Here is a 24874-nt window from a genome sequence, read left to right as displayed (position 1 = left end):
GCGGCAGCCCCCGCTTTGAACGGGGTGCTGCCGCCTTTCTGATTATCCGGCTACCCGCAGTGCGGATTTGGCCGGAGGCGTGTGGCATGGTTGAAATACGATCATCTTCGCCGTATTGTCAACGTTGTCATTCACATTACGTCATCATAATGTATTATTATATTGCCCCGAGAAGGTTCACGAGACCCGGGCAACGGAGAGGAAAGCCAAGGAATGAAGCGGATTTCGCACCGGAACGGCCACATTGCAGCGACAGCCTGGGCGGTAGCCATCGCGGCCTGTCTCACGCCGGCCGCACTCCTTGCAGCGCCCTCCGTTGCCGCGAGCGACTCGGCCGCCAGCGTCCATCCGGAGCAATGGCCGCGAATCGCCTGGCCCAAGGTCGTCACGGACGCGGACGAGCTGAAAATCGCGTCGCTTCTCAAGCAGATGGATGCCGCCTGCAAAGTCGGGCAAGTGATCCAGGGCGATATCGCGAGCCTCACGCCGGAGGACGTGGCGCGCTACAATCTCGGCTCGGTGCTCAATGGCGGCAATTCGGGGCCGGGCGGCAACGACCTCGCGCCCGCCTCGGAATGGCTGAAGTTCGCTGACAAGTTCTACGCCGCCTCGATTCGCGGCCGCCCCGGCTGCCCGGCGATTCCCGTGATCTGGGGCACCGATGCTGTCCACGGCCATTCCAACATCATTGGCGCCACGCTGTTCCCCCACAATGTCGGCCTGGGCGCGATGCGCGATCCCGATCTGATCGAGAAGATCGGCGCCGCCACCGCCGCCGAAATCCGCGTCACCGGGCAGGAATGGACCTTCGCCCCCACCGTCACCGTGCCGCAGGATTGGCGCTGGGGCCGCGCCTACGAAGGCTATTCGTCCGATCCCGCGCTCGTCGCCAGCTATGTCGGCCGGATGGTGCGCGGCTTGCAGGGCCCGCCGACGACAGGCCGCGTGCTCGCAGGCCCCCACGTCATCGCCAGCACCAAGCACTTCCTAGCCGATGGCGCGACGAAGGACGGCCACGATCAGGGCGATGCGCAGATCGACGAGACCACCCTTCGCCTCGTCCATGGCGCGCCCTATCTTCCAGCGATCGAAAACGGCGTCGCAACGGTGATGACCAGCTTCTCCAGCTGGAACGGGGTCAAGATCGCCGGCAACAAGGGCCTCGTCACCGATGTGCTCAAGGACCGCCTCGGCTTCGGCGGCTTCGTCGTCACCGATTGGAACGCGCACGGCCAGATCCCCGGCTGCACCAATGCAAGCTGCCCGCAGGCACTCCTCGCCGGGGTCGACATGTACATGGCGCCCGATAGCTGGAAGCCGCTCTATGGCAGCCTGCTGAAACAGGTCCAGGACGGCACTGTGCCGATGGCCCGGCTGGACGACGCCGTCAGCCGCATCCTGCGCGTCAAACTGCGCCTCGGCCTGTTTGAGATGGGGGCGCCTTCCACTCGGCCTTTGGCGGGCCAGTGGAACCTCCTCGGCAGCGCCGAGCACCGCGCCATCGCCCGCGAAGCCGTGCGCAAGTCGCTGGTCCTGCTCAAGAACACCGGCGTCCTTCCGCTGAAGCATGGCGCGCGTCTGCTTGTCGCGGGCGATGGTGCAGATGATGTTGCGCGCCAGTCCGGCGGCTGGACGATCACCTGGCAGGGCACCGGCCTGACGCGCGACCAGTTCCCCGGCGCGACGACGCTGTGGGAGGGCCTCAAGGCGGCGGCCGAAGCTTCCGGCGGCAGCGCGCAGCTCGCGCCCGATGGCCGCTTCACCCAAAAGCCCGATGCCGCCATCGTGGTCTTCGGCGAAACGCCCTATGCCGAGTTTCAGGGCGATATCCGCTCGCTCCAGCTGCGCAGCGATCTCACCGGCCCACTCGCCACGATGAAGGCTCTGAAAGCGCAAGGCATCCCCGTCGTCGCGGTCATGCTCACCGGCAGGCCCTTGTTCGTGAACCCGGAACTTAACGCCGCCGATGCCTTCGTCGTCGCCTGGTTGCCGGGATCGGAAGGCGGCGGCGTCGCCGATGTGCTCTATGCAAAGGATGGCGCGGACTTCACCGGCCGCCTCCCCACCGCATGGCCGCGCACCGCGCGCACCGGCGATGATCCGCTCTTCGCCTATGGCTACGGCCTGTCGATGGCCGGCGGACCCGCACCATGGACGGCCTTGCCCGAAGATCCCGGCGTCGCGCCGGAAGCTCTGCCCGGCGTCTTTCTCCAGCGCGGTCAGGCCGCGCCCGGCTGGTCGCTAGTGCTGACCGATCCCGCCGCCGCGCCGCACACCGTCGGCCCGGTCCCCGCCGCCACGCCGGGAGGCCGCCTGACCATCACCGCAATCGACAAGGATGTGCAGGAAGGCGCACGCCGCATCACGCTCGCCGCCGGGTCGCAGCCCGCCACCATCGCGCTCGAAGCCGCCACGCCGCAGGATCTTGCGCGAGAAACCAACGGAGATGTCCTGCTGCTGATCAACCTGCGGCTCGATGCCCGGCCCGGCGCGCCGGTCACCCTGTCCGCGCATTGCGCCAGCGGCCCCTGCGGTGCGCCGGTGGCGCTGCCCGAACTCGCCGCCATGCCCCTCGGCACATGGCAGACCTTCGCCGTCCCGCTGAAGTGCCTGCTTCCGGCGGGATCGGCGAGCCAGACCGTCTCAAGCCCCCTCGTACTCACCACGCGCGGCTCGCTCTCGTTCGGTCTTGCCAGCGTGACGCTGGGCACGAAGGGCGATATCCTCGCCGGGTGCAAGTCGGTGCCTAAATAATGCATCTATTATGCATTTTAATTTATGGATGACGTGCTAAATTGATTGCGTTGTCAGATGTCCGGGCAAGAACGCTCGGGTACGGGGAGAGAGACATACCATGCCGAGATCCCAGCGCCATCTGGCGCCGCTCCTCCTTGCAGCGAGCGTCCTCAACGCAACGCCGCTCTGCGCCGAAGTGCCTGACAACGGCGGCCCCTACAATGTCCGCATCCTCGAAGGCGGCATCGGGATCGAGCGCGAACTCCCCGCTGCCAGCCCGATCCTCGCAGCGGGCGCCGCCTTCACGCTGTCCGCATGGGTTCAGCCCAGCCGCATCCAGCCCGGCGAAGTCACCCTGATCGAGCAGGGCCGCCGCGCCCTCGTCCTCGTCGATGGCCGCCCGGCCCTGCGGCTGGACCAAACCCTGCTGGCCGCCGCCGCCCCCCTCCCCGCTGGACGCTGGAGCCAGCTCACTGCCACTTATGACGGCAAGACGGCACGCCTCTTCATCGACGGCAAACCCGCTGGCCAGCAAACCGCCGCCAGCCCCGCCGCCGATCCCCGCATCGCCATTGCCCCGCCGCTGCCCGGCAAGCCGCACTTCGCCGGAGCACTCGCCGCCGCGCAAATCGATGACGCGCTCGGCGATCCCGCCGCGCTTTTCGCCGCCCGTCCGGATTTCGCCACCATCCAGTTCCGCGATGTCGGGGTCGGCTGGCCGTTCCAGCGCAAGGCCAATATCGGCCTCACCGAGCAGCAGGACCCCTGGCTGCTCCCACATGCCAAGACGCCGCCCGGCGCCCCGCGCGCCGTGCCCATCACACCCCTGCCCGCACTCGCCCCCACCGCCCCAAGCCAGTGGCAGGTCAATGGCTGGAAACTGATCCCCGCCCCCGATCTCGGCCCGGCTGACGGTGCCGCCCTGTCCCGCCAAGGCGTCGATACCGCCAATTGGCTCGCCGCCCGCGTCCCCGGCACTGTTCTCGCCACCATGGTCGACCGCGGGATCTATCCTGACCCCTATTACGGCCTCAACAACCTCGCGATTCCCGAAAGCCTCGCCCGGCAGGACTACTGGTATCGCACCAGCTTCACGGTCCCTGCGGAAGCCGCTGGCAAGGCCCTCGCCCTGCGCTTCGACGGCATCAACTACGCCGCGGAAGTCTGGATCAACGGCGCGCGGCAAGGCTCAACCAAAGGCGCGTTCTCCCGCGGCCGTTTTACCTTCACGCCCGCAGTAGGCGAAAACGTCGTCGCAGTGCGCGTCAGCCCCCCGCCGCACCCCGGCATTCCGCATGAACAGTCCGTCAAAGGCGGCGTCGGTGAAAACGGTGGCCAGCTCGCCATCGACGGGCCGACGTTTGTCGCCACCGAAGGCTGGGACTGGATCCCTGGCATCCGCGATCGCAACACCGGCCTCTGGCAGGGCGTCACGCTGGAAGCCACCGGCCCGGTGCGCCTCGGCGATCCCCATGTCATCACCGACCTGCCCTTGCCGCGCACCGATAGCGCAGACATCACGATCACGGTGCCCCTCACCAACACGGCCAGCCAGTCCGTCCCGCTCACCGTCACCGCCAAAATCGGCGAGATCACTCTCACTCGCGCGCTCACCGCCGCCCCCGGCGAAACCACCGTCACCTTCTCGCCCCGGACCGACCCCGCACTTCACATCGCGAACCCGCGCCTGTGGTGGCCCAACGGCTACGGCGATCCCGCACTCTACAGTCTGTCCATCAGCGCCGCCGCCAACAGCGCGCCGTCAGACACCCGAACCCTTCGCTTCGGCATCCGCGAAATCAGCTACGAACTCTCGCTGTTCGGCAGCGATGGCCGCCTGAACCGCGTCGAAGTCGATCCCACCGATGCCAAACCCGGCGAACTCCCGCTGATCGACGTCCGTCACGCCGCCATCAAGCAAACCCCGCTAGGCTGGGCGCAAAGCCTGACGCCAGCGGGGGAAAAGTCCCCCGCAGTCCGCCCCGTCCCGCCCTCCATCGCGCTCCCGCACCTCACCTTGCGCGTCAACGGCGTCCGCATCGCCGTGCGCGGTGGCAGCTGGGGCATGGACGATGCGATGAAGCGCTTCGGCCGCGCCGAACTCGAACCCTATTTCCGTCTTGAGCGGGAGGCCCACATGAACGTGATCCGCAACTGGATGGGCAACAACACCGAGCCTGCGTTCTACGACCTAGCCGACGAGAACGGCATGATGATCCTCAACGACTTCTGGCAGTCCACGCAGGATTTCCAGATCGAGCCCGAGGACCCCCAGCTCTTCCTCGCCAACGCGGCAGACACCATCGCGCGCTATCGCAATCACCCGAGCATCGTGGTCTGGTTCGGCCGCAACGAGGGCGTGCCCTACCCCGCGCTCAACGAAGGCCTCGATGCGCTGGTCACGAAGCTCGATGGCACGCGCTGGTACACCGGCTCGTCCAACGTCGTGAACCTGCAGGGCTCCGGCCCCTACAATTACCGCCCGCCCCAAGGCTATTTCACCGATCTCGCCTCAGGCTTCTCGGTCGAGACCGGCACGCCGTCGCTCGCCACGCGCGAAGCGATCGAGGCCAGCGTCCCTGCCGCCGACCGCTGGCCGCTCGGCGATACGATGGCCTACCACGACTGGCACTTCAGCGGGAACGGCGACACGCGCACGTTCATGGATACGCTGGCCCAGATGTTCGGCCCAGCAACCAGCCTCGCCGACTTCGAGCGCAAGGCGCAGATGATGAACCTCGAAACGCACAAGGCGATGATGGAGGGCTTCGTCGGCCACCTCTGGACGAAGAACTCCGGCCGCCTGTTCTGGATGACGCACCCCTCGTGGCCGTCAAACGCCTGGCAGCTCTACAGCTCAGATATGGACACCCACGCTGCTTACTACGGCGCCCGCGCCGGGGCCGAGCCGGTGCATGTGCAGATCAATCTGCCGGACAACCAGCTCATGGTGATCAATACCACGCGAGGCGATCTGCCGGACCTCACTGCCAAAGTGCGCGTCACCGATCTAGCGGGCCGCACCTTGCTGCAGAAAGAGCAGACACTTGCGGCGCCCGCCAACGCCGCCACACCCGCAGGCACGGTCGATCTTGCCCCGCTGATGGACAAGGGCGGCATGGTCCTCGTCGCGCTCGAACTGATCGATGCGAAGGGCGCCGTCCTCAGCCGCAACCTCTACTGGCGGGGGCGCGATCCGTCCGCCTATCGCGAACTCGGCTCAATGCCCGCTGCCGCCATCAGCATGAAAGCGCAGTCGGGCCAGCAGCAAGGCGCCGACCGACCGCTGATGCTCACCCTCGCCAACACCGGCAAGACCCCCGCGCTCGCGATCAAGCTCACCGTCCTCGACAAGTCCGGGGCGCGCGTTCTGCCCGCCTATTTCGAGGACAACTACGTTTCGCTGATGCCCGGCGAAGCACGCATGATCACAGTGCGGGTGCCAGCCAGCGCCAAGCCCGCCAGCATTGCGATCCGAGGCTGGAACACGCCCGATCGCAAGGTGAAAATCGCGCCGTGAGGGACAACCTCCCCACCCTCGTCATTCCCGCGAAGGCGGGAATCCAGAGCGGCATACCATAGCGCCAACCGCCCTGGATTCCCGCCTTCGCGGGAATGACGAACGGAGGGAGCGGCACACCCGGACTTGCGCCGGGGTCCCGCTAACCGTCCCCTCAAGCCTTCGCCTGATCCCTGATCGGCAGACTGCGCACGCGCTTGCCCGTCAGCGCAAACAGCGCGTTGGCCAGCGCTGGCGTTGCGGGTGGCAGGCCCGGCTCGCCGATCCCGCCCATTTCCGCGCCGCTGCTGATGAAGTGCACGTCGACCGTCGGCGCATTGGCCAGCTTGAGCACTTCATAGTCGCTGAAGTTGCTCTGTTGCACCGCGCCCTTGTCGACGGTGATCGCCTCACCGATGCCGGACGAAAGCCCCATCACCAGCCCGCCAAGGATCTGCCCTTCGGCCGCCACCGGGTTCACCACCGTGCCGCAATCGACCACGGCAAAGGCCTTGTGCACCTTGGGTGTGCCGTCCTCGGCCAGCGAGGCCTCGATCACCTGGCCGACGATCGTGTTGAAGCATTCGACCACCGCCACACCGCGTGCGCGGCCCGGTTCGAGCGGGGAACCCCAGCCGCTGCGCTTGGCCACTTCCTCCAGCACCGTCCGATGCCGCCCGGGCTTCAAGTGCTTGAGGCGGAATTCCACCGGATCGGCGCCCGCCAGATGCGCAAGCTCGTCCATGAAGCTCTCGGTCGTGAAACCGTGCTGCGTGGCGTTGACCGAACGCCATGCGCCGACGGTCTGGTTCGAGACCTGCTTAAAGTGCCGCCGCGCCACAGCCGGCACATCATAGAAGAACGGCACTTCGCGCAGGCCATCCTCTGGCTGGGCGAAATCGTTGCGCCACGCCGTGATCCTGCCATCGGCCCCGAGCGCTGCAGTCAGCTTCGCCGAGCTTTGCGGACGGTATGCGCCTTGCGACACTTCCTCCTCGCGCGACCAGATCAGCTTGACCGGGAACGGCACCTGCATGGCAACCCGCGCCACCTGATCGACGATCTCCATGTACATCGGCAGACGGCGGCCGAAACTGCCACCGATCAGCATAGGATGGAACGTCACCTTGTCCGCGCCGAGGCCCGCCGCGGTGGCCGCTGCCGCCTTTGCGCCCAGCGGGTCCTGCATCCCGCCCCACAGATCGAGGTGCCCGTCCCTGTAGTGCGCCGTCAGCGCAAAGGGCTCCATCATCGCGTGGTGGAGGAAGGGCATCTTGTAGTCGGCATCGAGCAGTTTCACGCCGTCAGCCTTGAGCGCGGCATCGACATCGCCTTCGCCTGCGGTCTTGGTCGGCTTGCCCTCGGCGCGCAGCTTGTCCTGCTCGGCGAAGATCGTGGCCGTGGTGATGAGCCCGTTGCCGCCGTCGCTGAACTTGGGCGCCAGCGCGCGGGCGCCTTTCAGCGCCTGCCAGTAGCCCTTGGCAACCACCACGACGGCGCTTTCAAGGCTGATCACCTTCTCGACGCCGCCAACCGCCATGGCCGGTGCCGGATCGACCGAGAGCAGCTTGCCGCCGCGCACCGGCGCGGCGATGACCGTCGCCACCCGCATGCCGGGCTTCACCACGTCCATGCCGTATTGCGCGGTGCCGTTGACCTTGGCCGGAATGTCGAAGCGCGGGACCGACTTGCCCATGTGCTTGAAGTCTTTGGGGTCCTTCAGCGCCACCTTGGTGGAAAGACTCCGCGTCGCCGCCTCCGCCGCCAGTTCGCCATAACGCAGCGACTTGCCGGACTTGGCGTGGAGCACCTTGCCGTCCGCCGTCGTCAGCTCGCCAGCCGGAACGCCCATGCGCCCCGCTGCCGTCTCGATCAGCGCCTGACGCGTGCCCGCGCCGAGCACGCGCAGCCCCTGCTGCCCGGTGAAGCGCAGCGCCGAAGAGCCGCCGGTGATCTGCAGGTTGAGCTGGCGCGCGACCATGCCCAGCAGCGACATCGGCATCGCGCCGATGATGCCGGGATAGCCGCTCATTTCGGAAAGGAAGCCCTTGCCCAGCACGGCATTGGCAAAAGCCGCTTCCGCCGGTGCCGAGACGACCGAGAGCTTGCTCCAATCAGCATCCAGCTCCTCGGCCAGCATCTGCGCAAGGCCGGTGTTCGAGCCCTGCCCGATATCGGTGTGCGGCGAATAGATGGTGACGGTGTCGTCCTCGCCGATGCGCAGCCAGGTGCCGAAATTGTGTCCACCAGTGCCGTCGGTCAGCTTGGCGGCCTGCGACTTGGCCGAGCTGTCGCCATACTGGACTGCGAAGATGCCGCCGCCAACCAGTGCCGCGCCGCCAATCAGGAATGTTCTGCGGATCATGCCCATGTGCTTGCTCCTCAGGCGGGGGTTGCGGGGGTGGTCGCGGGCGTGGCAGCAGGGGCCGGAGCCGCTGCCGTGCCGGCCACATCGTGGATCGCCGCGCGGATGCGGGGATAGGTCCCGCAGCGGCAGATATTGGTCATCGCCGCATCGATATCGGCGTCGGTGGGCTTGGGCGTCTTCGCCAGCAGCGCGGCCGCTGCCATGATCTGGCCCGATTGGCAGTACCCGCACTGCGGCACCTGATGCGCGGTCCACGCCTGCTGCAAGGCCGTCAACGTGCCCTCTGCCCCGGAGAGGCCCTCGATCGTGGTAATCGATTTTCCGGCCACATCGCTTACGGGCACGCTGCACGATCGGGTGATTTCGCCGTCAACATGCACGCTGCATGCACCGCAGGCTGCGATCCCGCACCCGAACTTGGTGCCGGTCATCCCCAGCTCCTCGCGGATGGCCCAAAGCAGCGGCGTATCCGGCTCGACCGCGAAGCTGACCGGCTTTCCGTTAACCTTTGCCTCGATAGCCACGATTTACCACTCCCCTGGAAGCAATCACTGCGTTGCGTGTCGCAATAGGTCGCTTTTAGCAACGGATTTCAGCCTGCGCCACTGGCAACACGGCCCCTCCCCAAGTATGTCGGAATTGCTCCAACCGCTGGGGGGCCCTCACTGCACCGCAGCAACGGTTGCGCTGTAACCGGCATGCCCATACTTTGAAGGCGTGCGCCGAATCATCCTCCCCCCGCTTTTCGCAACTGCGGCGCTCGCCGCCTGCTCCCCCTCAGCCCCGCCTCCGCCGCCCAAGCCCCATGTCTCGGTTGCCGTGCCGCTCAAGCGTCAGGTCGTGGACTGGGATGACTATGTAGGCCGGTTCGAGGCGGTCCAGGATGTGGAGATCCGTCCGCGTATCTCCGGCGCGGTCGATAGCGTGAACTTCCGCGAAGGCGTTGAGGTGTCCAAGGGCCAGGTGCTCTTCACGATCGATCCGCGCCCCTATCGCGCCGCCGCGCAGCAGGCCCGCGCCGATCTCGCCAAGGCGCAGGCGCTCGTCACCAATGCCCGCACCGAGCTGGCCCGCGCGCAGAAACTCGTCGATGCGCAGGCGATCAGCCGCGAGGAGTTCGAGACCAAGGAAGCCAATCTGCGCAGCGCCGTGGCCGCAGCCGGGGCGGCCCGCGCCAACCTTGAGGCGAAGTCGCTCGATCTGTCCTTCACCACGATCCGCTCGCCGATCAGCGGCCGCATCTCGGACAAGCGCGTTTCGATCGGCACCTACGTTGCCGCCGGGCAGACGGTGCTGACCCGCGTCGTCACCGTCAATCCGATCCGCTTCGCGTTCGAAGGCGCGGAAACCTTCTACCTCAAATATGTACGCCAGGCCCAATCGGGCGAGCGCGAATCCTCGCGCTATGCCCCCAATCCGGTCGACATCAAGCTTGCGGATGAAACGAACTATCGCTGGCACGGGTTGATGAAGTTCGTCGACAACGCGATCGACCGCAATTCGGGCACGATCCGCGCCTTTGCCGAAGTCGACAATCCCACCGGCTTCCTCGTCCCCGGCATGTTCGGCCGCGCCCGCCTGCTTGGTTCGGGCACCTACAGCGCGCTGCTGGTGCCCGATGAATCCATCGTAACCGACCAGACCCGCCGCTTCGTCTATGTCGTCGGCAAGGATGGCAAGACCGTCCAGCGCAACGTCGAAACCGGCCCGCTCGTCGAAGGCCTGCGCGTGATCAAGACAGGCCTGGCGCCCAGCGAGAAGGTCATTCTCGATGGCCTCGCGCGGCTCCAGCCGGGCATGGACGTCGATGCCAAGGTCATCCCGCTGAAGCCCCGCGCGGCGGCGGATTCGCCTGCTTCCAATGCCATCAAGGCACCTGCTGCGGCCGAGGCAACGGCCAAGTAATGCGCCTGCCGCATTTCTTTATCGACCGGCCGATCTTCGCGGCGGTGCTGTCGATCCTGATCGTCATCATCGGGGCGATCGCCTATCCCTCGCTGCCTGTCGGCCAGTATCCGGAAATCGCCCCGCCCACCGTCGTCGTCTCGGCCAACTACCCCGGCGCAACCGCCGAAACCCTGGCCGAAACCATCGCCGCCCCGCTCGAGGAATCGATCAACGGCGTCGAGAACATGATCTACATGCAGTCGTCCTCCACGGGCGACGGCAATGTCTCGATCACCGTCACCTTCAAGGCTGGCACCAATGTCGATCAGGCGCAGGTGCTGGTGCAGAACCGCGTCGCCACGGCAGAGCCACGCCTGCCCGAGGAAGTCCGCCAGATCGGCGTGACGGTGCGCAAGAACTCGCCCGACCTGCTCATGGTGATGAACCTCTATTCGCCGGACAAGTCGCTCAGCCAGCAATATGTCGCCAACTATGCAACCCTGCAGGTGGTCGACCGGCTGAGCCGCGTGCCCGGCGTGGGCGGCGTGCGCATCATCGGCGGGCGCGATTACAACATGCGCGTGTGGATCGATCCCGATGCCGCCGCCAGCCGCAATCTCACGGTGGACGAGATCATCGCCGCGATCCGCGCCCAGAACGCGCAGGTCGCCGCCGGCTCGGTCGGCCAGCCGCCCTTCAACCAGGGCGGCACCGCCTTCCAGCTCGGCATCCAGACCACCGGACGCCTCACAACGACCGAAGAGTTCGGCGATATCATCATCAAGCGCTCTGATGATGGCCGCCTTACCCGCCTGAGTGATATCGCCCGCATCGAGCTCGGCGCGCAGGATTACGGCACCAACGCCTATCGCGACAACTACCCGTCGATCGGCGTCGCCGTCACCCAGCTCCCCGGCTCCAACGCGCTCAAGACAGCCGCTGCGGTCGAGGCGGAAATGGAAGCGCTGTCGAAGGCCTTCCCGCCCGGCCTGATCTACTCCATTCCCTACCACCCGACCGAATACATCAGCGCCTCGATCGCCGCAGTGGAGGAAACACTGTTCGAGGCGATCGTGCTCGTCGCGCTGGTCGTGCTGGTGTTCCTGCAGAGCTGGCGCGCCTCGATCATCCCGATCATCGCGATCCCGGTCTCGCTGGTCGGCAGCTTCGCAGCGATGGCCGCCTTCGGCTTTTCGCTCAACAACCTCTCGCTGTTCGGCCTCGTTCTCGCCATCGGCATCGTCGTCGACGACGCCATCGTCGTGGTCGAGAACATCGAGCGCCTGATGGAAGAAGGCCTCGCCCCCCGCGCCGCCGCGCACAAGACGATGGACGAGGTTTCCGGCGCCCTCATCGCCATTGCGCTGGTGCTGTGCGGCGTGTTCATCCCCACCGCCTTCATCCCCGGCATCTCGGGCGCGTTCTACAAGCAGTTTGCGCTCACCATCGTCAGCGCCACCGCGATTTCCGCGTTCGTCTCGCTCACCCTTTCGCCGGCGCTCGCCGCGCTGATCCTCAAGCCCAAGAGCCACGAGGAAACCGCACCCCCGGCAGGCTGGCGCGGCCTGCCGGTTCGCTTTGCTCGCGGCTTCAACAACGGCTTCGAACGCCTGTCGGTGCGCTACGGCAAGCTGACCGCGCGGCTGGTGCGCGCGCTTGGCATGATCGGCATCGCCTATGTGCTGCTCCTCGCCATCGCCGGCTGGCGCTTCTATGCAACGCCGACCGGATTCATCCCCGCGCAGGACCAGAGCTACCTGATCGGCGTCGTCCAGCTGCCGCCGGGTGCCTCGCTCCAGCGCACCGACGAGATCGTACAAGCGGCCGCCAAGATCGCGCGCGAAAATCCGGCGGTGAAGACCACCATCGCGTTTGCCGGCTTCGACGGCGCGACCTTCACCACCGCGCCGAACGCAGGCGCGATCTTTATCACGCTCAAGGATTTCGACCACCGCACCGCCTCGTCGGATCAGGTCGCGAACGAACTGCGCAAGGCCTATGGCGCGATCACCGCGGGCAATGTTCTCGTCGTCCCGCCGCCCCCGGTGCGCGGCATCGGCACCGGCGGCGGCTTCAAGATGATGATCGAGGACCGCTCGGGCGCAGGCTACGCCGCGCTCGAAGGTGCCGCCTTCAAGATGATGATGGCCGCCAATCAGGAACCCGGGCTCAATTCGGTCTTCACCACCTTCAACACCAAGACCCCGCGCCTCAAGGCAGACATCGACCGCGAGCGCGCCGAGCAGATCGGCGTGCCGGTCGAGCGCGTGTTCTCCACGCTCGGCACTTATCTGGGCAGCACTTACGTCAACGACTTCAACTTCCTCGGCCGCACCTTCCGCGTGACGGCGGAGGCAGACGCGCCCTACCGCGACGATATCGGCGATATCCTGCGGCTCAAGACCCGCTCGGCCTCGGGCACGATGGTGCCGCTCGCTGCGGTAATGACGCTCAAGAACGATAGCGGCCCCTACCGCGTCGTGCGGTTCAACCTCTATCCCGCCGCCGAATTGCAGGGCGATACCACGCGCGGCTTCTCCTCGGGCCAGTCGCTCACCACCATGGACAAGCTAGCTAAGGCCAACTTGCCCGCCGGGTTCACCTATGAATGGACCGAACTTGCCTTCCAGCAGCAGCAGGCGGGCAACACCGGCAGCCTCGTCTTCGGCCTCGCGGTGATCTTTGTGTTCCTCCTGCTCGCCGCGCAGTATGAAAGCCTCGTGCTGCCGCTGGCGGTGATCCTGATCGTGCCGATGTGCCTGCTCGCTGCCATCGTCGGCGTCGGCCTGATGGGGCGTGACAACAACATCCTCACCCAGATCGGCCTCGTCGTGCTGATCGGCCTCGCCGCCAAGAACGCGATCCTCATCGTCGAATTCGCGCGGCAGGGCGAGGATGATGGTCTTGAGGCCCGCGCCGCCGCCGAACGCGCCGCGCACCAGCGCCTGCGCCCGATCCTGATGACCTCGATCGCCTTCATCCTCGGCACCCTGCCGCTTGTCATCGCCACAGGCCCCGGCGCGGAAATGCGCCAGGCACTCGGCATCGCGGTGTTCTTCGGGATGATCGGGGTGACCGGCTTCGGCCTCCTCTTCACGCCGTCGTTCTACATCATCAGCCGCAATTTCGGCGAACGGGTCGGCGCCATGCTGCGCCGCAAGCCCAAGCCAGTTGACGAGCTTCCAGCCGCTCCGGAGAGCGAGGCATGAAGCGTCTCGCCGCGCTGATCCCTGCGCTTCTCGTTGCTGCCTGCGCCGTGGGGCCAGACTACAAGCGCCCCGCCGCGCTGCCGCCGGAACAAGTGCGCCTCACCGAAGCGCTCGAAAACGGCACGGTCACGCCCTCGCCGCTGCCGGACCAGTGGTGGCAGTTGTTCAAGGATCCGGAGCTCGACCGGCTCGTCACGCAGGCGCTGGCAAAGAACACCGATCTGCGCGTCGCCGCCGCCAATCTCCAGCGCGCCCGCGCAGCGCTCTCCGAAGCGGGGGCCGCGCGCCTGCCCACCTCGACCACCAGCGCGCAATACAGCCATAGCCGCCAGGTCATCCCCGCCTTCGGCCGCGCGATCACCAACGATTTCTTCACGGTAGGCTTCGATGCGTCCTACGAAGCCGATCTCTTCGGCGGGGTGAGCCGTTCGATCGAAGCCGCGCGCGCCGATGCGGCTTCCGCGCAGGCTGCCGTCGATGCCGCGCGCGTTGCCGTCGCCGCTGAAACGGCGCGCGCCTATGCGTCGGCCTGCGGTTTCGGCGAACAGGCCGACGTCGCGCGCGAGACCGAGGCGCTTCAGGCCCGCACGCTCGAACTCACCGAACGCCGCCTTTCCGCCGGCAGAGGCAAGCGCAGCGAAGTCGATCAGGCCACCGTCCTTGTCGAGCAGGCCCGCGCGCAGGTGCCCGTGTTCGAAGCCGAGCGCCGTTCCGCACTTTATGCGCTCGCAGTCCTCACCGGCGATCCCCCCGCCGCGATCCTGGGCAGCGCGGCGGCCAAGTGCCGCACCGTGCCCGCAGCGAGCGAACCGCTCCCCGTCGGCGATGGTCAGGCCCTCCTCGCGCGCCGCCCGGATGTGCGCCAGGCCGAACGCACGCTGGCCGCCGATACCGCGCGCATCGGCGTCGCCACCGCCGCGCTCTATCCCTCGATCAGCTTGCTCGGCAGCGTCTCGCTCGGCGCCACGCGCTTCAGCAATCTCGGCAATTCAGGCTCGGTCGGCTATTCCGTCGGCCCGCTGATCAGCTGGAACTTCCCGCTGAACGGCGCCGCGCGCGCCCGCGTCCGGCAGAGCGAAGCGACCGCGCAAGGCTCGCTCGCCCGCTTCGACGCCGCTGTTCTCAACGCGCTCAAGGAAGCCGAACAGGCCCTCGCCCGCGCCGGCGGGGCCACAGCCCGCGAAGATGCGCTGCGCCGCGCAATGATCGCCAGCAGCGATGCCGCCCGCCTTTCGCGCACCCGCTTCGACTACGGCGCGGACAGCTTCCTGCAACTCCTCGACGCCGAACGCCAGCGCGCCCAGACCCGCGCCGCGCTCGCCCAGGCCGAAGCGGACCGCGCCGACGCCCAGATCAGCGTGTTCAAGGCCCTCGGCGGCGGCTGGCAGGCCGCAAGCACCGCCCCCTGATCTTCGTCATTCCCGCGCAGGCGGGAATCCAGAGCGGCTCAACCCAGTTCCCGCTCCAGCATCCGGCGGGCCGAGCGCTGCACATGTTCCGCAATCACGCGAAACGCCGCTTCCATGCTCGTGCCGCGCCGCCAGGCCAGCGCCACCGACCGGTGCGCCTTCCAGCCTTCCACTTCGACGACGCTCAGCCCCGAAAGTCCGCCCACGTCGCTCTGCAAATAGAGCCGCGGCAGCACCGTGAGGCCAAGGCCCGAGGCCGCCATCATGTGCAAGCTATCAAGGCTCGTGCCTTCGTAGTCCGGGCTCAGCGCCATGCCATGGGTCTCGGCAATCTCGCGCGTTTCGCGGTGCAGGTGATGCCGCGTATCAAGCGATAGCAGCACTTGCCCCGCCAGTGCCGAAGACTCCACCGGACCGCGCGCCAGCGGGCTGTCCACTGCCGCCACCAGATCGAGCGGCTCACGGAACAAGGGCTCGATCTCGAGATCGTCGCCCCGGATCGGCAGCGGCCCCAGCATCACGTCAAGCTCCCCGCGCGAGACCTGCAGCGCCTGCTCGTCGGGAATCCCCTCGCGCACATAGAGCCTGAGGCCCGGTGCCGCGCGGTGGAGGTCGGCGATGATCGGCGAGAGCAGATAGGGCCCCAGCGTCGGCGTCGTCCCCAGGCGCAAGGTGCCGGTGAGGCCCGTCGCGGCGCTGCGCGCCAGTTCCTCGATCCCGCGCACTTCGCCCAGGATCCCGCGCGCCTTGGAAACGATGCTCCGCCCGATCGGCGTCAGGATCGCGCCGGTGGTGGACCGGTCAAGCAGCCGCACCCCCAGCCGCTCCTCCAGCGCCTTGACCTGCTGGCTCAGCGCCGGCTGCGAAACGTGGCTGATCCGCGCGGCCTCGGCGAACGAGCCTTCGTCGGCAAGCGCGACGAGATACTGCAACTGGCGGATGGTGGTCATTGAGGACCATAACCACAGGTTATAGTCTCCAGACAAGAGTTGTAATTGGCGCTGCGGTGCACAATGGCTTAGACAGGCATTACCGTTTCGGAAAATCAGAGCTCTCAGGGAATTTCATGGCTGCACCAACGCGGGTCGAACTGCGCGATGCAATACGCTGGCTGGCCGAAATCATCGGGCCAGATGCCGGCTATCTGCGATTGGCAGCGGTATACGGCATAGCCATCGGCTTGCTGTCGCTCGCCACGCCCATTTCAGTTCAGCTGCTCATCAACAGCGTCGCCTACACCGCACTGCCAGCACAGTTGTGGACGCTCGCTGTCCTCCTCTTCACACTCCTCTTCGTCGTCGCGATGCTTTCGGCGCTGCGCGTCTACATCATGACGCTGTTCGAGCGGCGCCTGTTTGCCCGCATCGTCGCCGAGATCACCATTCGCGCGGTTCATGCGCGCGATCCCTTCTTCGGCGATGCGCGGCGGGCAGACCTGTTCAACCGCTTCTTCGATCTCACCGTCGTGCAGAAATCGGTGCCGAGCCTGCTGATCGGCGGCTTCACCATCGTGCTGCAATCGGCGGTCGGCCTGATCGTCACCAGCTTCTATCACCCGTTCTTCCTCGCCTTCAACGTGGTGCTGCTGCTCGCGCTCCTCGTGATCTGGCTGCTGTGGTCACGCGGCTCGATGACTAGCGCGGTCGCCTTGAGCCACGCCAAGCACGATACCGCGCGCTGGCTCGAAAGCGTCGGCGGCTCCAACGGCTTCTACAAGTCGAGCCGCCATGTCGGCTTCGCGATGGACCGGTCGGAGGCGATGACCGCCAACTACATCGCCAAGCACAAGGGCTACTTCCGCTACAGCTTTGCGCAGACGCTGGCGTTCTTCACGCTCTACGCCACCGCCTCGGCCGCGCTCCTTGCGCTGGGCGGCAACCTGATCCTCGCGGGCGAGCTCACCATCGGCCAGCTCGTCGGCGCCGAGCTCATCCTCTCCAGCGTGTTCTACGGCGTCGGCCAGCTCGGCTGGTACCTCGATACCTTCTACGATCTCGTCGCCAGCTGCGAGGAACTCTCGCTGCTCTATGGCATCACGCAGGAAAAGCTGCCGATCCCCAGCACCCAGGGCCCGCGCGACGGCGCGATTGCGCTGCGCGACGTCAAGCTCGGCGAAACGCACCTCAACTTCTCGCTTCACGCCGGCGAGCGCGTCGTCACCGTGCCCGAAGCCGGGGTGGAGCGCACGCTTTCGATGCTTCTCAAGCGCCATGTCGCGCCCGATCACGGCCTTGTCACTGTCGGCGGCTCGGATCTCGGCGGGCTCAACATGTACATGTTGCGCTCCGAAATCATCGTGCTTGACCGGCCGACGATCGTCGAGGTCACCATCCGCGAGTACCTCAATCTCGCGATCTCCGATGCAACCTCGGAGAGCATCCTCGATGCGCTCGATGCGGTCGGCCTCAGCGAACGCATCGCCAGCCTGCCCGATGGACTCGACACGCCGCTTGCCAATTCGGGCTGGCCGCTCACCGTGGGCGAGGTAATGGAGCTCAAGCTCGCCAACGCGCTGCTTGCCTGCCCCAAGGTGCTCGTGCTCGCGCCGGTGTTCGATGTCATGCCGCCCGCGCAGCTGTTCGGCGTACTCGAACGGCTCAAGGCCGCCGGCACCACCGTGATGCTGTGCACCTCCCGCCCCGGCTCGTTAGCGCTCGATGGCTGGCTCTGGCTCGGCAAGCAGGAACAGCTCCGCTTTGCCTCCGCCGCCGAACTGCAGGCCCATGTGAAAGAACGGGAGGCCGCACGTGCCCTATCGGCTTGAACACATCGAACATTTCCCCACGCTCGCCCGCATGAAGGCGCCGCGCGTGGTGGTCATCACCGCGTGGATGGTCGCTCTCGCGATCACCGCCGCCGCGCTGGTCATGGCCTTCGTGCCCTGGGTGCAGACCGCCAATGGCGACGGCCTCGTCGTCGCGCTCAATCCCGATGACCGCTCGGCAGACGTCTCCGCGCTCGTCAGCGGGCGCATCACCGAATGGTACGTCAAGGACGGCGAACTGGTCGCAGCCGGGCAGCCCATCGCCCGCGTGGTCGATCTCGATCCTGATTACCTCACCCGCCTCGCCGCCGAACGCGCGCAGATCGAAGCGGAAATCGGCTCGGTCACCCAGTCGCGCGCCACCGCCATGCTCGATGTGAACCGTGCGCAAGCGCTGTTCCGCGAAGGCCTGATCGCCCGGCGCGATGTCGAACTCGCGCAGATCAAGGTCGCCGAAGGCGGCGCCAAGCTCGCAGAATCGCGCGCCAAGCTCCAGCGCATCGACGTGCAGCTGGCCCGCCAGTCCAGCCAGCTCGTGCGTGCGCCGCGCGCCGGCCGCGTGCAGACCGTCAACGCCGGCCTCAGCGGCGGCGTCGTCTCGCCCGGCTCGGTGCTCGCCACAATCGCCCCCGAAACCGCGACCCGCGCCGTCGCGCTCTACATCGATGGCCGCGATATCGCGCTGGTGCGCCCCGGCCAGCAGGTCCGCCTCGAATTCGAAGGCTGGCCGGCCATCCAGTTCAGCGGCTGGCCCTCGGTCGCGCAGGGCATCTTCGATGGCCGCGTGCGCGCCGTCGATCCCACCTCCGGCTCGGGCGGCCTGTTCCGCGTCCTCATCGATCCCGCGCCCGGCCAGCGCCCCTGGCCCGACCTGCGCTTCACCAAGCTCGGCGCCAAGGTGCGCGGCTGGATCCAGATGGAAACCGTCTCCGTCGGCTACGAACTGTGGCGTCAGCTCAACGATTTCCCGCTTGAATTCAGCAAGGACATCAAGGCCTCGATCAGCGGCAAGGATGCCAAGGGCGGCGATGGAGACAGCGTCTCGAAGGACGACGACGCCACCGTGCGCAAGGCGGGCAAGCCCAAGTGACGGGACCCCGCTAACATGCGCCTGATCCGACCTGTCCTCGCCGCGCTCGCGCTCGGCTGCGCATGGCCGCTCGCCGCGCAGCTGCCCGCCGATCCGGCACCGGCGGCGAGCCCCGCGTCCGGTCCCCTCACGCTGGGCGAAATCCTGGCGAGCTCCGCCGCGCAGGCACCCCAGATCGTTGAGGCGATGGCCCGCGTCCGCCAGGCGGAAGGCCGCGCGCTTTCCGCCGAAGGCGCGTTCGACACCGTGTTCGATGTCGATGCCGGAAGCCGCGTCCTCGGCTACTACTCAGGCTCGTATCTCGAAGGAAAGGCCACCAGACCCCTCACGGACAACGGCGGCTCGATCTACGGCGGCTACCGCGTCAGCAGCGGCACCTTCCCGATCTACGAAGACAAGGCCTATACCGACCGCCTTGGCGAACTGAAGATCGGCGGCCTGTTCTCCCTCCTGCGCGACCGCGCGATCGACGAGCGCCGCGGCCGCATTGCCATGGCCGCACGCGATATCGATGCCGCGCGCCTCGAACGCGAGATGGTCGCGATCGGCGTCCAGGCGCGCGCCGCCGCCAATTATCAGAACTGGGTCGCCGCCGGCCTGCGCCTCAAGGCCTATCAGGCCCTCCTCGATCTCGCCGAACAGCGCCGCGCCGGCATCGCCCGTCAGGTCCAGCTCGGCGCGCGCCCTGCCATCCTCCTCACCGAGGCCGACACCAACATCGTCCGCCGCCGCGCGCTCGTCGTCCGGTCCGAACAGGAATTCGGCGCCGCCGCCAACGCGCTCTCGTTCTTCTACCGTGACGAGAATGGCGAGCGCATCCTCGCCGGCCCCGAACGCCTGCCCGCCAGCCTCCCCGGCTTCCGCCCCACCCGCCCCGGCCAGCCGATTGACCGCCCCGACGTCCAGACCATCAGCGCCCGCCTCGCCCAGTCCGAACTCAAGCTCGCGCTCGCCGAAAACGAGCTGAAACCGCGGCTCGATCTGCGCGGCGAGCTGTCCTACGATCTGGGCAGGACCGGCCCCGGCGGCAAATCCCGCGATGGCGAGGAAGCCATCGTCGGCGTGCGCCTCACCGTCCCGCTCCAGCGCCGCAGCGCCAAGGGCAAGATCGCCGAGGCCCGCGCCGAAATCGATGGCCTGCGCACCCGCCAGCAGCTCGTGCGCGAACAGATCGCGGTCGAAGTCAAGGGCATCGGCATCGCCGTCGATGGTGCCGCCAAGACCGCCCGCCTTGCAGATGATGAAGCCCGCCTCGCCGACGACCTCGCCGCCGCCGAACGCCGCCGCTTCGATCTCGGCGCGAGCGACTTCTTCCTGCTCAACATGCGTGAAGAGGCTGCAACCGACGCCCGCGTCCGCCTCCTTGATGCGCAGGCCCGCGCGGCCCTTGCTGGCATAGACCTTGCCGGCGCGACCGCAGACCGCGCCGCGCTCGGCCTGCCGGACGGGCCGCTTCCTTAAGCAGCGCTAGTACGAAAAAGCCCCTCCCGCCTGCGGGAGGGGTCTGGGGTGGGCAGCCGCGCAGCGCCCGCGGATCACACAGAGCCCGCCGCCTCGCGAAACGAAACCATCCCGCGCCGGTCCTCGTCCCACAGCGCCAGCCGCAATGTTCCGCACGCCTGCAGCGCGTTGAACCGGTTCAGATCGCGCAAGGCCGGATGCTGTTTCAGCACTTCAGGCAAGCGATAGAAGGGGATCTGGCTCGATAGATGATGGACATGGTGGATCCCGATATGCCCCGTGAACCAGCCAAGAATGCGTGGCAATTCAAGGTACGAACTGCCCAGCAATGCAGCATCGTAGAACGACCAGTCCGCCCGCTGCTTCCAGTACGCGTCCTCGAACTGATGCTGCACGTAAAACAGCCAGACCCCCAGCGATGCCGCACACAGCAGCACAGGGAAGAACACCAGCGCCGTCACACCAAACCCGAAAAAATAGAGCGGCAAGGCCAGCACCAGCGCGGTCACCGCATTGGTGGCCATGGCGCTCACCCAATAAGTCCAGCCTTCGTTCATCAGGCCGATCGGCAACCGGTGGCGCAGCAGGAACAGATAGGCTGGCCCCAGTCCCAGCAGCACCGCCGGATGACGATAGAGCCGATACGCGAACCGTCCCAGCCAGCTACGCTCCCGATACTCGCGCACCGTCAGCATATCCACATCGCCGAACCCGCGTGCCTCGAGATTGCCGGTGCCAGCGTGGTGCAGCGCATGCGAGCGCCGCCAGCAATCATAGGGCGTAAAGGTCAACACGCCCAGCGCGCGACCGATCCAGTCATTGCTGGTGCGGTTGCGCAAGAAGGCACCGTGCCCGCAATCATGCTGGATGATGAACAGCCGCAGCAGAAACAGCCCGGCCAGCGGAGTCGCCGCCAGTGCCAGCCAATAGCCCGCTTTCACCGCAATCGCGATCAGCGCAAACAAGGCCATGAACGGCACCAGCGTGATCGCCAGTTCCCACCCGCTGCGTATGGGGACCGGATCGCGGAAGGCCTGCAAATCGCGCGCGAGCTGCCGCGGATCAATCGGCGCAGCGGCAGTGCGCTCGATAAGGGATTCGGCGGGCTTCTGGAGTTCTAGTACGGTCACCTCGATCAGCTAACCGCCCCCGCGGAATTTGTCACCCCGCTTCAAGGTGCGGTCCACAGGCACTAAGGGCGGAAGTCCAGACCTCCCCCCACGTCATCCCTCCCCATCGCCCCGTGCTTGACACGGAGCTTGGCTTTCGCATTCGCGCCCCTCCCCCCAATGGCCGTGCCGGGCCATCCGTGGTTCCGGTGCAATGACAGCTAACGGGGAGTGCCTTAGGGAACGCAGATGGCAGCATTTGGCGGGAAGCTGGCGGTCCAACTTTTCGTTTTCGTCATTCCCGCGAAGGCGGGAATCCAGTTCCCACGTTTCAGCTTGAACCCGCTTATCGTTCCGGTGCGCCATGCCGCTCTGGATTCCCGCCTTCGCGGGAATGACGAGGGTTGGGGTGTTCTGGTGGTTAGTTGACCTTCGCGGCAGAGCGAATGAAGTGACCCTTGATAAAGGTCCAACGTACCCGGTGCGGCGGAGCGATGCCGCTGTCGCCTTCAAAGATTTCGATCACTGGCCGACCATTTGCGTCGGACAGAAAGTTGGGTCTACCCCGGCTGGATAGTTCGACAACTTTCTGCACGCTGGTCCCAGCCACCGACCAAACCATCACGCGATAGGCTGATCCTCCGGACCAGATGGAGAACACTAAGCCGTTCTGATCACGAGAAAACAGCCCTAGGGGCGCATCACCGGTTGTCTCGCGATAGTGAATCGCCTTTGCGCAGTTTTCAGTGCAATCAATCGCAATCTGGTAGCCACCGGTAAGTCCTTCCGTGACCTGTACCGTAAATGCTGATGCATCTGCCTCAACCCTCAAGGCCGCGACCACCGACGCGGCGGTCGCATCAATGGGCAGCAGCGATACGACGAAGAGGAACAGTCTCATCATGTGAGGCTACCACCTCACGCGATGTCCGCAATGGGGTCGCTTACAGAACGGCAGCATTTGCCACGAAACACCGCAAAGCCGACCGCACCGCAATGGGCAGGACAGCAAAGCCTGCCCAGCGCCCCTGTCCTACAGCATCGCTCTGCGATACACTCCCCGCATGATCAGAAACCCCTGCAATTCCGTCACCCGCTCGGCCCCGCCGGCCGCCAGCGCCCCCGCCGGAAAAGCCCCCGCGAGTTTCTCCTCTGGACTGTGTCAACTGTGTCAACCTGACCTGAATTCAAACGGAGCGCACCGCGCATGAAGGCCCATCTCACCACCGCGCTCGCGCTTGTCCTCGCCCTCCCCGCCGCCGCAGGCGCTGCCGAACCGCAGCGCACCCTGCTCCGCCCCGCAGCTGTGTTCGATGGCACCGATCCCGCGCCCCATCTCGGCTGGCAGGTGCTGGTTGAGGGCGACAGGATCGCCGCCGTCGGCCCCAACCTCACCGTGCCGCCGGGCACCGCCACCGTGGACCTCCCCGGCCAGACCCTCATGCCCGGCCTGATCGAGGGCCACGGCCACTTGTTCCTCCACCCCTACAACGAGACGCCGTGGGACGATCAGGTCCTCCACGAGTCCCTCGCCCTGCGCACCATCCGCGCCGCCAAGGCCGCCGAAACCACGCTGCGCGCTGGCTTCACCACGGAGCGCGATCTTGGCACTGAAGGCGCGGGCTATGCCGATGTCGGCCTCAGGAAGGCGATCGACGGCGGCCTCACCCCCGGCCCCCGCCTCCTCGTCGCCACCCGCGCCATTGTCGCGCAGGGCGCCTATGGCCCCAAGGGCTTCGAACCCGGCGTCGCCGTCCCGCAGGGCGCCGAGGAAGCGAGCGGTGTGGAGGGCGTTGTCCGCGCCGTCCGCAATCAGATCGCGGCGGGCGCAGACGTCGTGAAGCTCTATGCCGATTACCACTACCGCCCGGGCGAGCCGAGCCTGCCCACTTTCAGCCAGGCCGAAATGGATGCCGCCACCGCCGCCGCGCACGATGCGGGCCGCACGGTCGCGGTCCATGCCGTAACGGCGGAAGGCATGCGCCGCGCCATCAATGCCGGGGTCGATACCATCGAGCACGGCGATGAAGGCACGCCCGCCGTGTTCAAGGCCATGGCCGCCAAGCGCATCGCCTTTTGCCCCACGCTCGCCGCCGGGGAGGCCATCGCGCGCTATCGCGGCTGGACCGATCCCGAACACCCGCCCGCCGGCGTCGCCGAGGGCCGTACCGCCTTCCGCACCGCGCTCGCTGCCGGGGTTCCGATCTGCATGGGCGGCGATGTCGGCGTCTTTGCCCACGGCGAGAACGTGCGCGAAATGACCTCGATGGCCGCCGCCGGGATGAGCCCCGCCGCCGTCCTCATCGCCGCCACCTCGGGCAATGCGCAGGCCTTCCACCTTACCGACCGCGGTGCGGTCAAGCTCGGCCTGCTCGCCGATCTGATTGCTGTTGAGGGCGACCCGACGCGCGATCTTTCCGCGCTTGCCCGCATCAAGCTGGTGATGAAGGGTGGTGCGGTAGTCCGGTGATCAGACGAGGTTGTTCCGCGCAAGCGTGGTGCCTGCCCGCCACGAAACGCCGACTTCGTGCCAGTACCCGGCGATCTTCTCCTGCGGCGCGATATCGAGCAATTCCTCGACCGGGGAATCGAAGTACGTGAGATCGAAATCGCCCTTGAAGCAGCGGCCGAAGTCCACGTCGTAGCTCGACATGGTGACCACTTCGTCGAGGCTCTGGGTGCCGTCGGTCTCGATCGCGGGCATCCAGCGGTTGTGGACCATTGGCAGGCCGTTGACGAAGCCGGGCTTTTCCGCCGCCTCGGTGATGGTGAAGCGCCCCTCGGCCAGCCGCCGGTCGAACGCCGCCAGCGTCACGCCGAACGTGCCGCCCGGCTGCAGGCGCGGGCCAGCCTTGCCGACGTAGACCGGGCGGCTCATCTGGATCGAGCCGAGCTTCTTCGGATACCCCTGATGCTGGCCGCGCAGCATCGCGAATTCCTTGTCCACCCAGATATAGACGCAGCGCGACCAGGTCTTGCCCTGGAACTGGCACCGCACCACGATGAACATCTCCTTGTACTGCACCCGCACCGGATCAAGGATCTGCAAGGGATCGTCGGAGGTCGATTGCCAATCCGCCCAGATCGCCGCGACCGCGCCGGGATCTTCGTCGGCCAGCGTGAAGCCCTCGGGCAGCAGCGCCGCAATCTTCGCAGGGTCAGTGCGGTATTCCAGCGTGATGAGCTCGCCCGAATAGTGCCACGGCACCGGCGGTACGATGCTCGCCTTGCCGCTCGGCGTGCGGGGATAGAACAGGCCCTTCAGGTCGCTCATCATTACCTCGTCTCGATGCTGTCACCTGCTTCTAGCGCCCCCGCCCCGCCAAGCTTGGCCGCAGCGGC

Annotated in this window: 15 protein-coding genes; 9 read left to right on the top strand and 6 right to left on the bottom strand. The window is 66.7% G+C overall.

The window, feature by feature from the left end:
* Positions 1–213 precede the first annotated feature (213 nt).
* Together Q0071_RS13990 and Q0071_RS13985 are read left to right on the top strand one after the other, a co-directional pair.
* Positions 214–2754, top strand: coding sequence for a glycoside hydrolase family 3 protein (locus Q0071_RS13990; RefSeq protein WP_298170524.1), 2541 nt, complete (start codon positions 214–216; stop codon positions 2752–2754).
* Positions 2755–2854: 100 nt separating this feature from the next.
* The gene (locus tag Q0071_RS13985; protein ID WP_298170521.1) at positions 2855–6256 is read left to right on the top strand and encodes a LamG-like jellyroll fold domain-containing protein; all 3402 of its coding nucleotides are present in this window, start codon (positions 2855–2857) and stop codon (positions 6254–6256) included.
* 154 nt (positions 6257–6410) lie between these two features.
* On the opposite strand, the gene Q0071_RS13980 is transcribed toward Q0071_RS13985, so the two are convergent.
* Positions 6411–8600 carry a molybdopterin cofactor-binding domain-containing protein gene (locus Q0071_RS13980; RefSeq protein WP_298170518.1) on the bottom strand — a complete coding sequence of 730 codons (2190 nt, stop codon included), beginning with the start codon at positions 8598–8600 and terminating at the stop codon, positions 6411–6413.
* A 17-nt stretch (positions 8601–8617) separates the two neighbouring features.
* Positions 8618–9127, bottom strand: a complete 510-nt coding sequence (locus Q0071_RS13975) for a (2Fe-2S)-binding protein (RefSeq protein ID WP_298170515.1) — start codon at positions 9125–9127, stop codon at positions 8618–8620.
* Between the two features lie 193 nt (positions 9128–9320).
* Between Q0071_RS13975 and Q0071_RS13970 the strand changes: the two genes are divergently transcribed.
* From Q0071_RS13970 to Q0071_RS13960, 3 genes are read left to right on the top strand one after another with little or no spacing between them, the layout of a single operon-like run.
* The gene (locus tag Q0071_RS13970; protein ID WP_298170513.1) at positions 9321–10508 is read left to right on the top strand and encodes an efflux RND transporter periplasmic adaptor subunit; all 1188 of its coding nucleotides are present in this window, start codon (positions 9321–9323) and stop codon (positions 10506–10508) included.
* On the top strand, positions 10508–13699 hold the full coding sequence (locus Q0071_RS13965; protein WP_298170510.1) for a multidrug efflux RND transporter permease subunit: 3192 nt from the start codon (positions 10508–10510) through the stop codon (positions 13697–13699). Before Q0071_RS13970 ends, Q0071_RS13965 begins: the two co-directional genes overlap by 1 nt.
* The gene (locus Q0071_RS13960; RefSeq protein ID WP_298170507.1) at positions 13696–15108 is read left to right on the top strand and encodes an efflux transporter outer membrane subunit; all 1413 of its coding nucleotides are present in this window, start codon (positions 13696–13698) and stop codon (positions 15106–15108) included. Before Q0071_RS13965 ends, Q0071_RS13960 begins: the two co-directional genes overlap by 4 nt.
* Before the next feature lie 38 nt (positions 15109–15146).
* On the opposite strand, the gene Q0071_RS13955 is transcribed toward Q0071_RS13960, so the two are convergent.
* A complete protein-coding gene (locus tag Q0071_RS13955) occupies positions 15147–16058 on the bottom strand; it encodes a LysR family transcriptional regulator (protein WP_298170505.1) in 912 nt (303 codons plus the stop codon).
* A 116-nt stretch (positions 16059–16174) separates the two neighbouring features.
* Here Q0071_RS13955 and Q0071_RS13950 point away from each other — a divergent pair, with 116 nt between their 5' ends.
* From Q0071_RS13950 to Q0071_RS13940, 3 genes are read left to right on the top strand one after another with little or no spacing between them, the layout of a single operon-like run.
* A complete protein-coding gene (locus Q0071_RS13950) occupies positions 16175–17872 on the top strand; it encodes an ABC transporter ATP-binding protein (RefSeq protein ID WP_298170502.1) in 1698 nt (565 codons plus the stop codon).
* A complete protein-coding gene (locus Q0071_RS13945; protein ID WP_366886539.1) occupies positions 17856–18962 on the top strand; it encodes an HlyD family efflux transporter periplasmic adaptor subunit in 1107 nt (368 codons plus the stop codon). Before Q0071_RS13950 ends, Q0071_RS13945 begins: the two co-directional genes overlap by 17 nt.
* Before the next feature lie 15 nt (positions 18963–18977).
* On the top strand, positions 18978–20423 hold the full coding sequence (locus Q0071_RS13940) for a TolC family protein (RefSeq protein ID WP_298170499.1): 1446 nt from the start codon (positions 18978–18980) through the stop codon (positions 20421–20423).
* A gap of 74 nt (positions 20424–20497) precedes the next feature.
* Here the strand turns inward: Q0071_RS13940 and Q0071_RS13935 are convergent, their stop codons facing one another.
* Positions 20498–21553 carry a fatty acid desaturase gene (locus Q0071_RS13935; RefSeq protein WP_298170496.1) on the bottom strand — a complete coding sequence of 352 codons (1056 nt, stop codon included), beginning with the start codon at positions 21551–21553 and terminating at the stop codon, positions 20498–20500.
* A gap of 400 nt (positions 21554–21953) precedes the next feature.
* Positions 21954–22436, bottom strand: coding sequence for a hypothetical protein (locus tag Q0071_RS13930; RefSeq protein WP_298170494.1), 483 nt, complete (start codon positions 22434–22436; stop codon positions 21954–21956).
* A gap of 303 nt (positions 22437–22739) precedes the next feature.
* Between Q0071_RS13930 and Q0071_RS13925 the strand changes: the two genes are divergently transcribed.
* On the top strand, positions 22740–24002 hold the full coding sequence (locus tag Q0071_RS13925; RefSeq protein WP_298170491.1) for an amidohydrolase family protein: 1263 nt from the start codon (positions 22740–22742) through the stop codon (positions 24000–24002).
* On the opposite strand, the gene Q0071_RS13920 is transcribed toward Q0071_RS13925, so the two are convergent.
* The gene (locus tag Q0071_RS13920) at positions 24003–24806 is read right to left on the bottom strand and encodes an acetoacetate decarboxylase family protein (RefSeq protein ID WP_298170488.1); all 804 of its coding nucleotides are present in this window, start codon (positions 24804–24806) and stop codon (positions 24003–24005) included.
* Positions 24807–24874 lie beyond the last annotated feature (68 nt).

Origin of the sequence: Novosphingobium sp. (assembly GCF_027486195.1) — a bacterium.
GTDB lineage: Bacteria > Pseudomonadota > Alphaproteobacteria > Sphingomonadales > Sphingomonadaceae > Novosphingobium.
The sequence above is the reverse complement of the archived record's forward strand: the minus strand, read 5'-3'. Positions and strand labels throughout refer to the sequence as shown.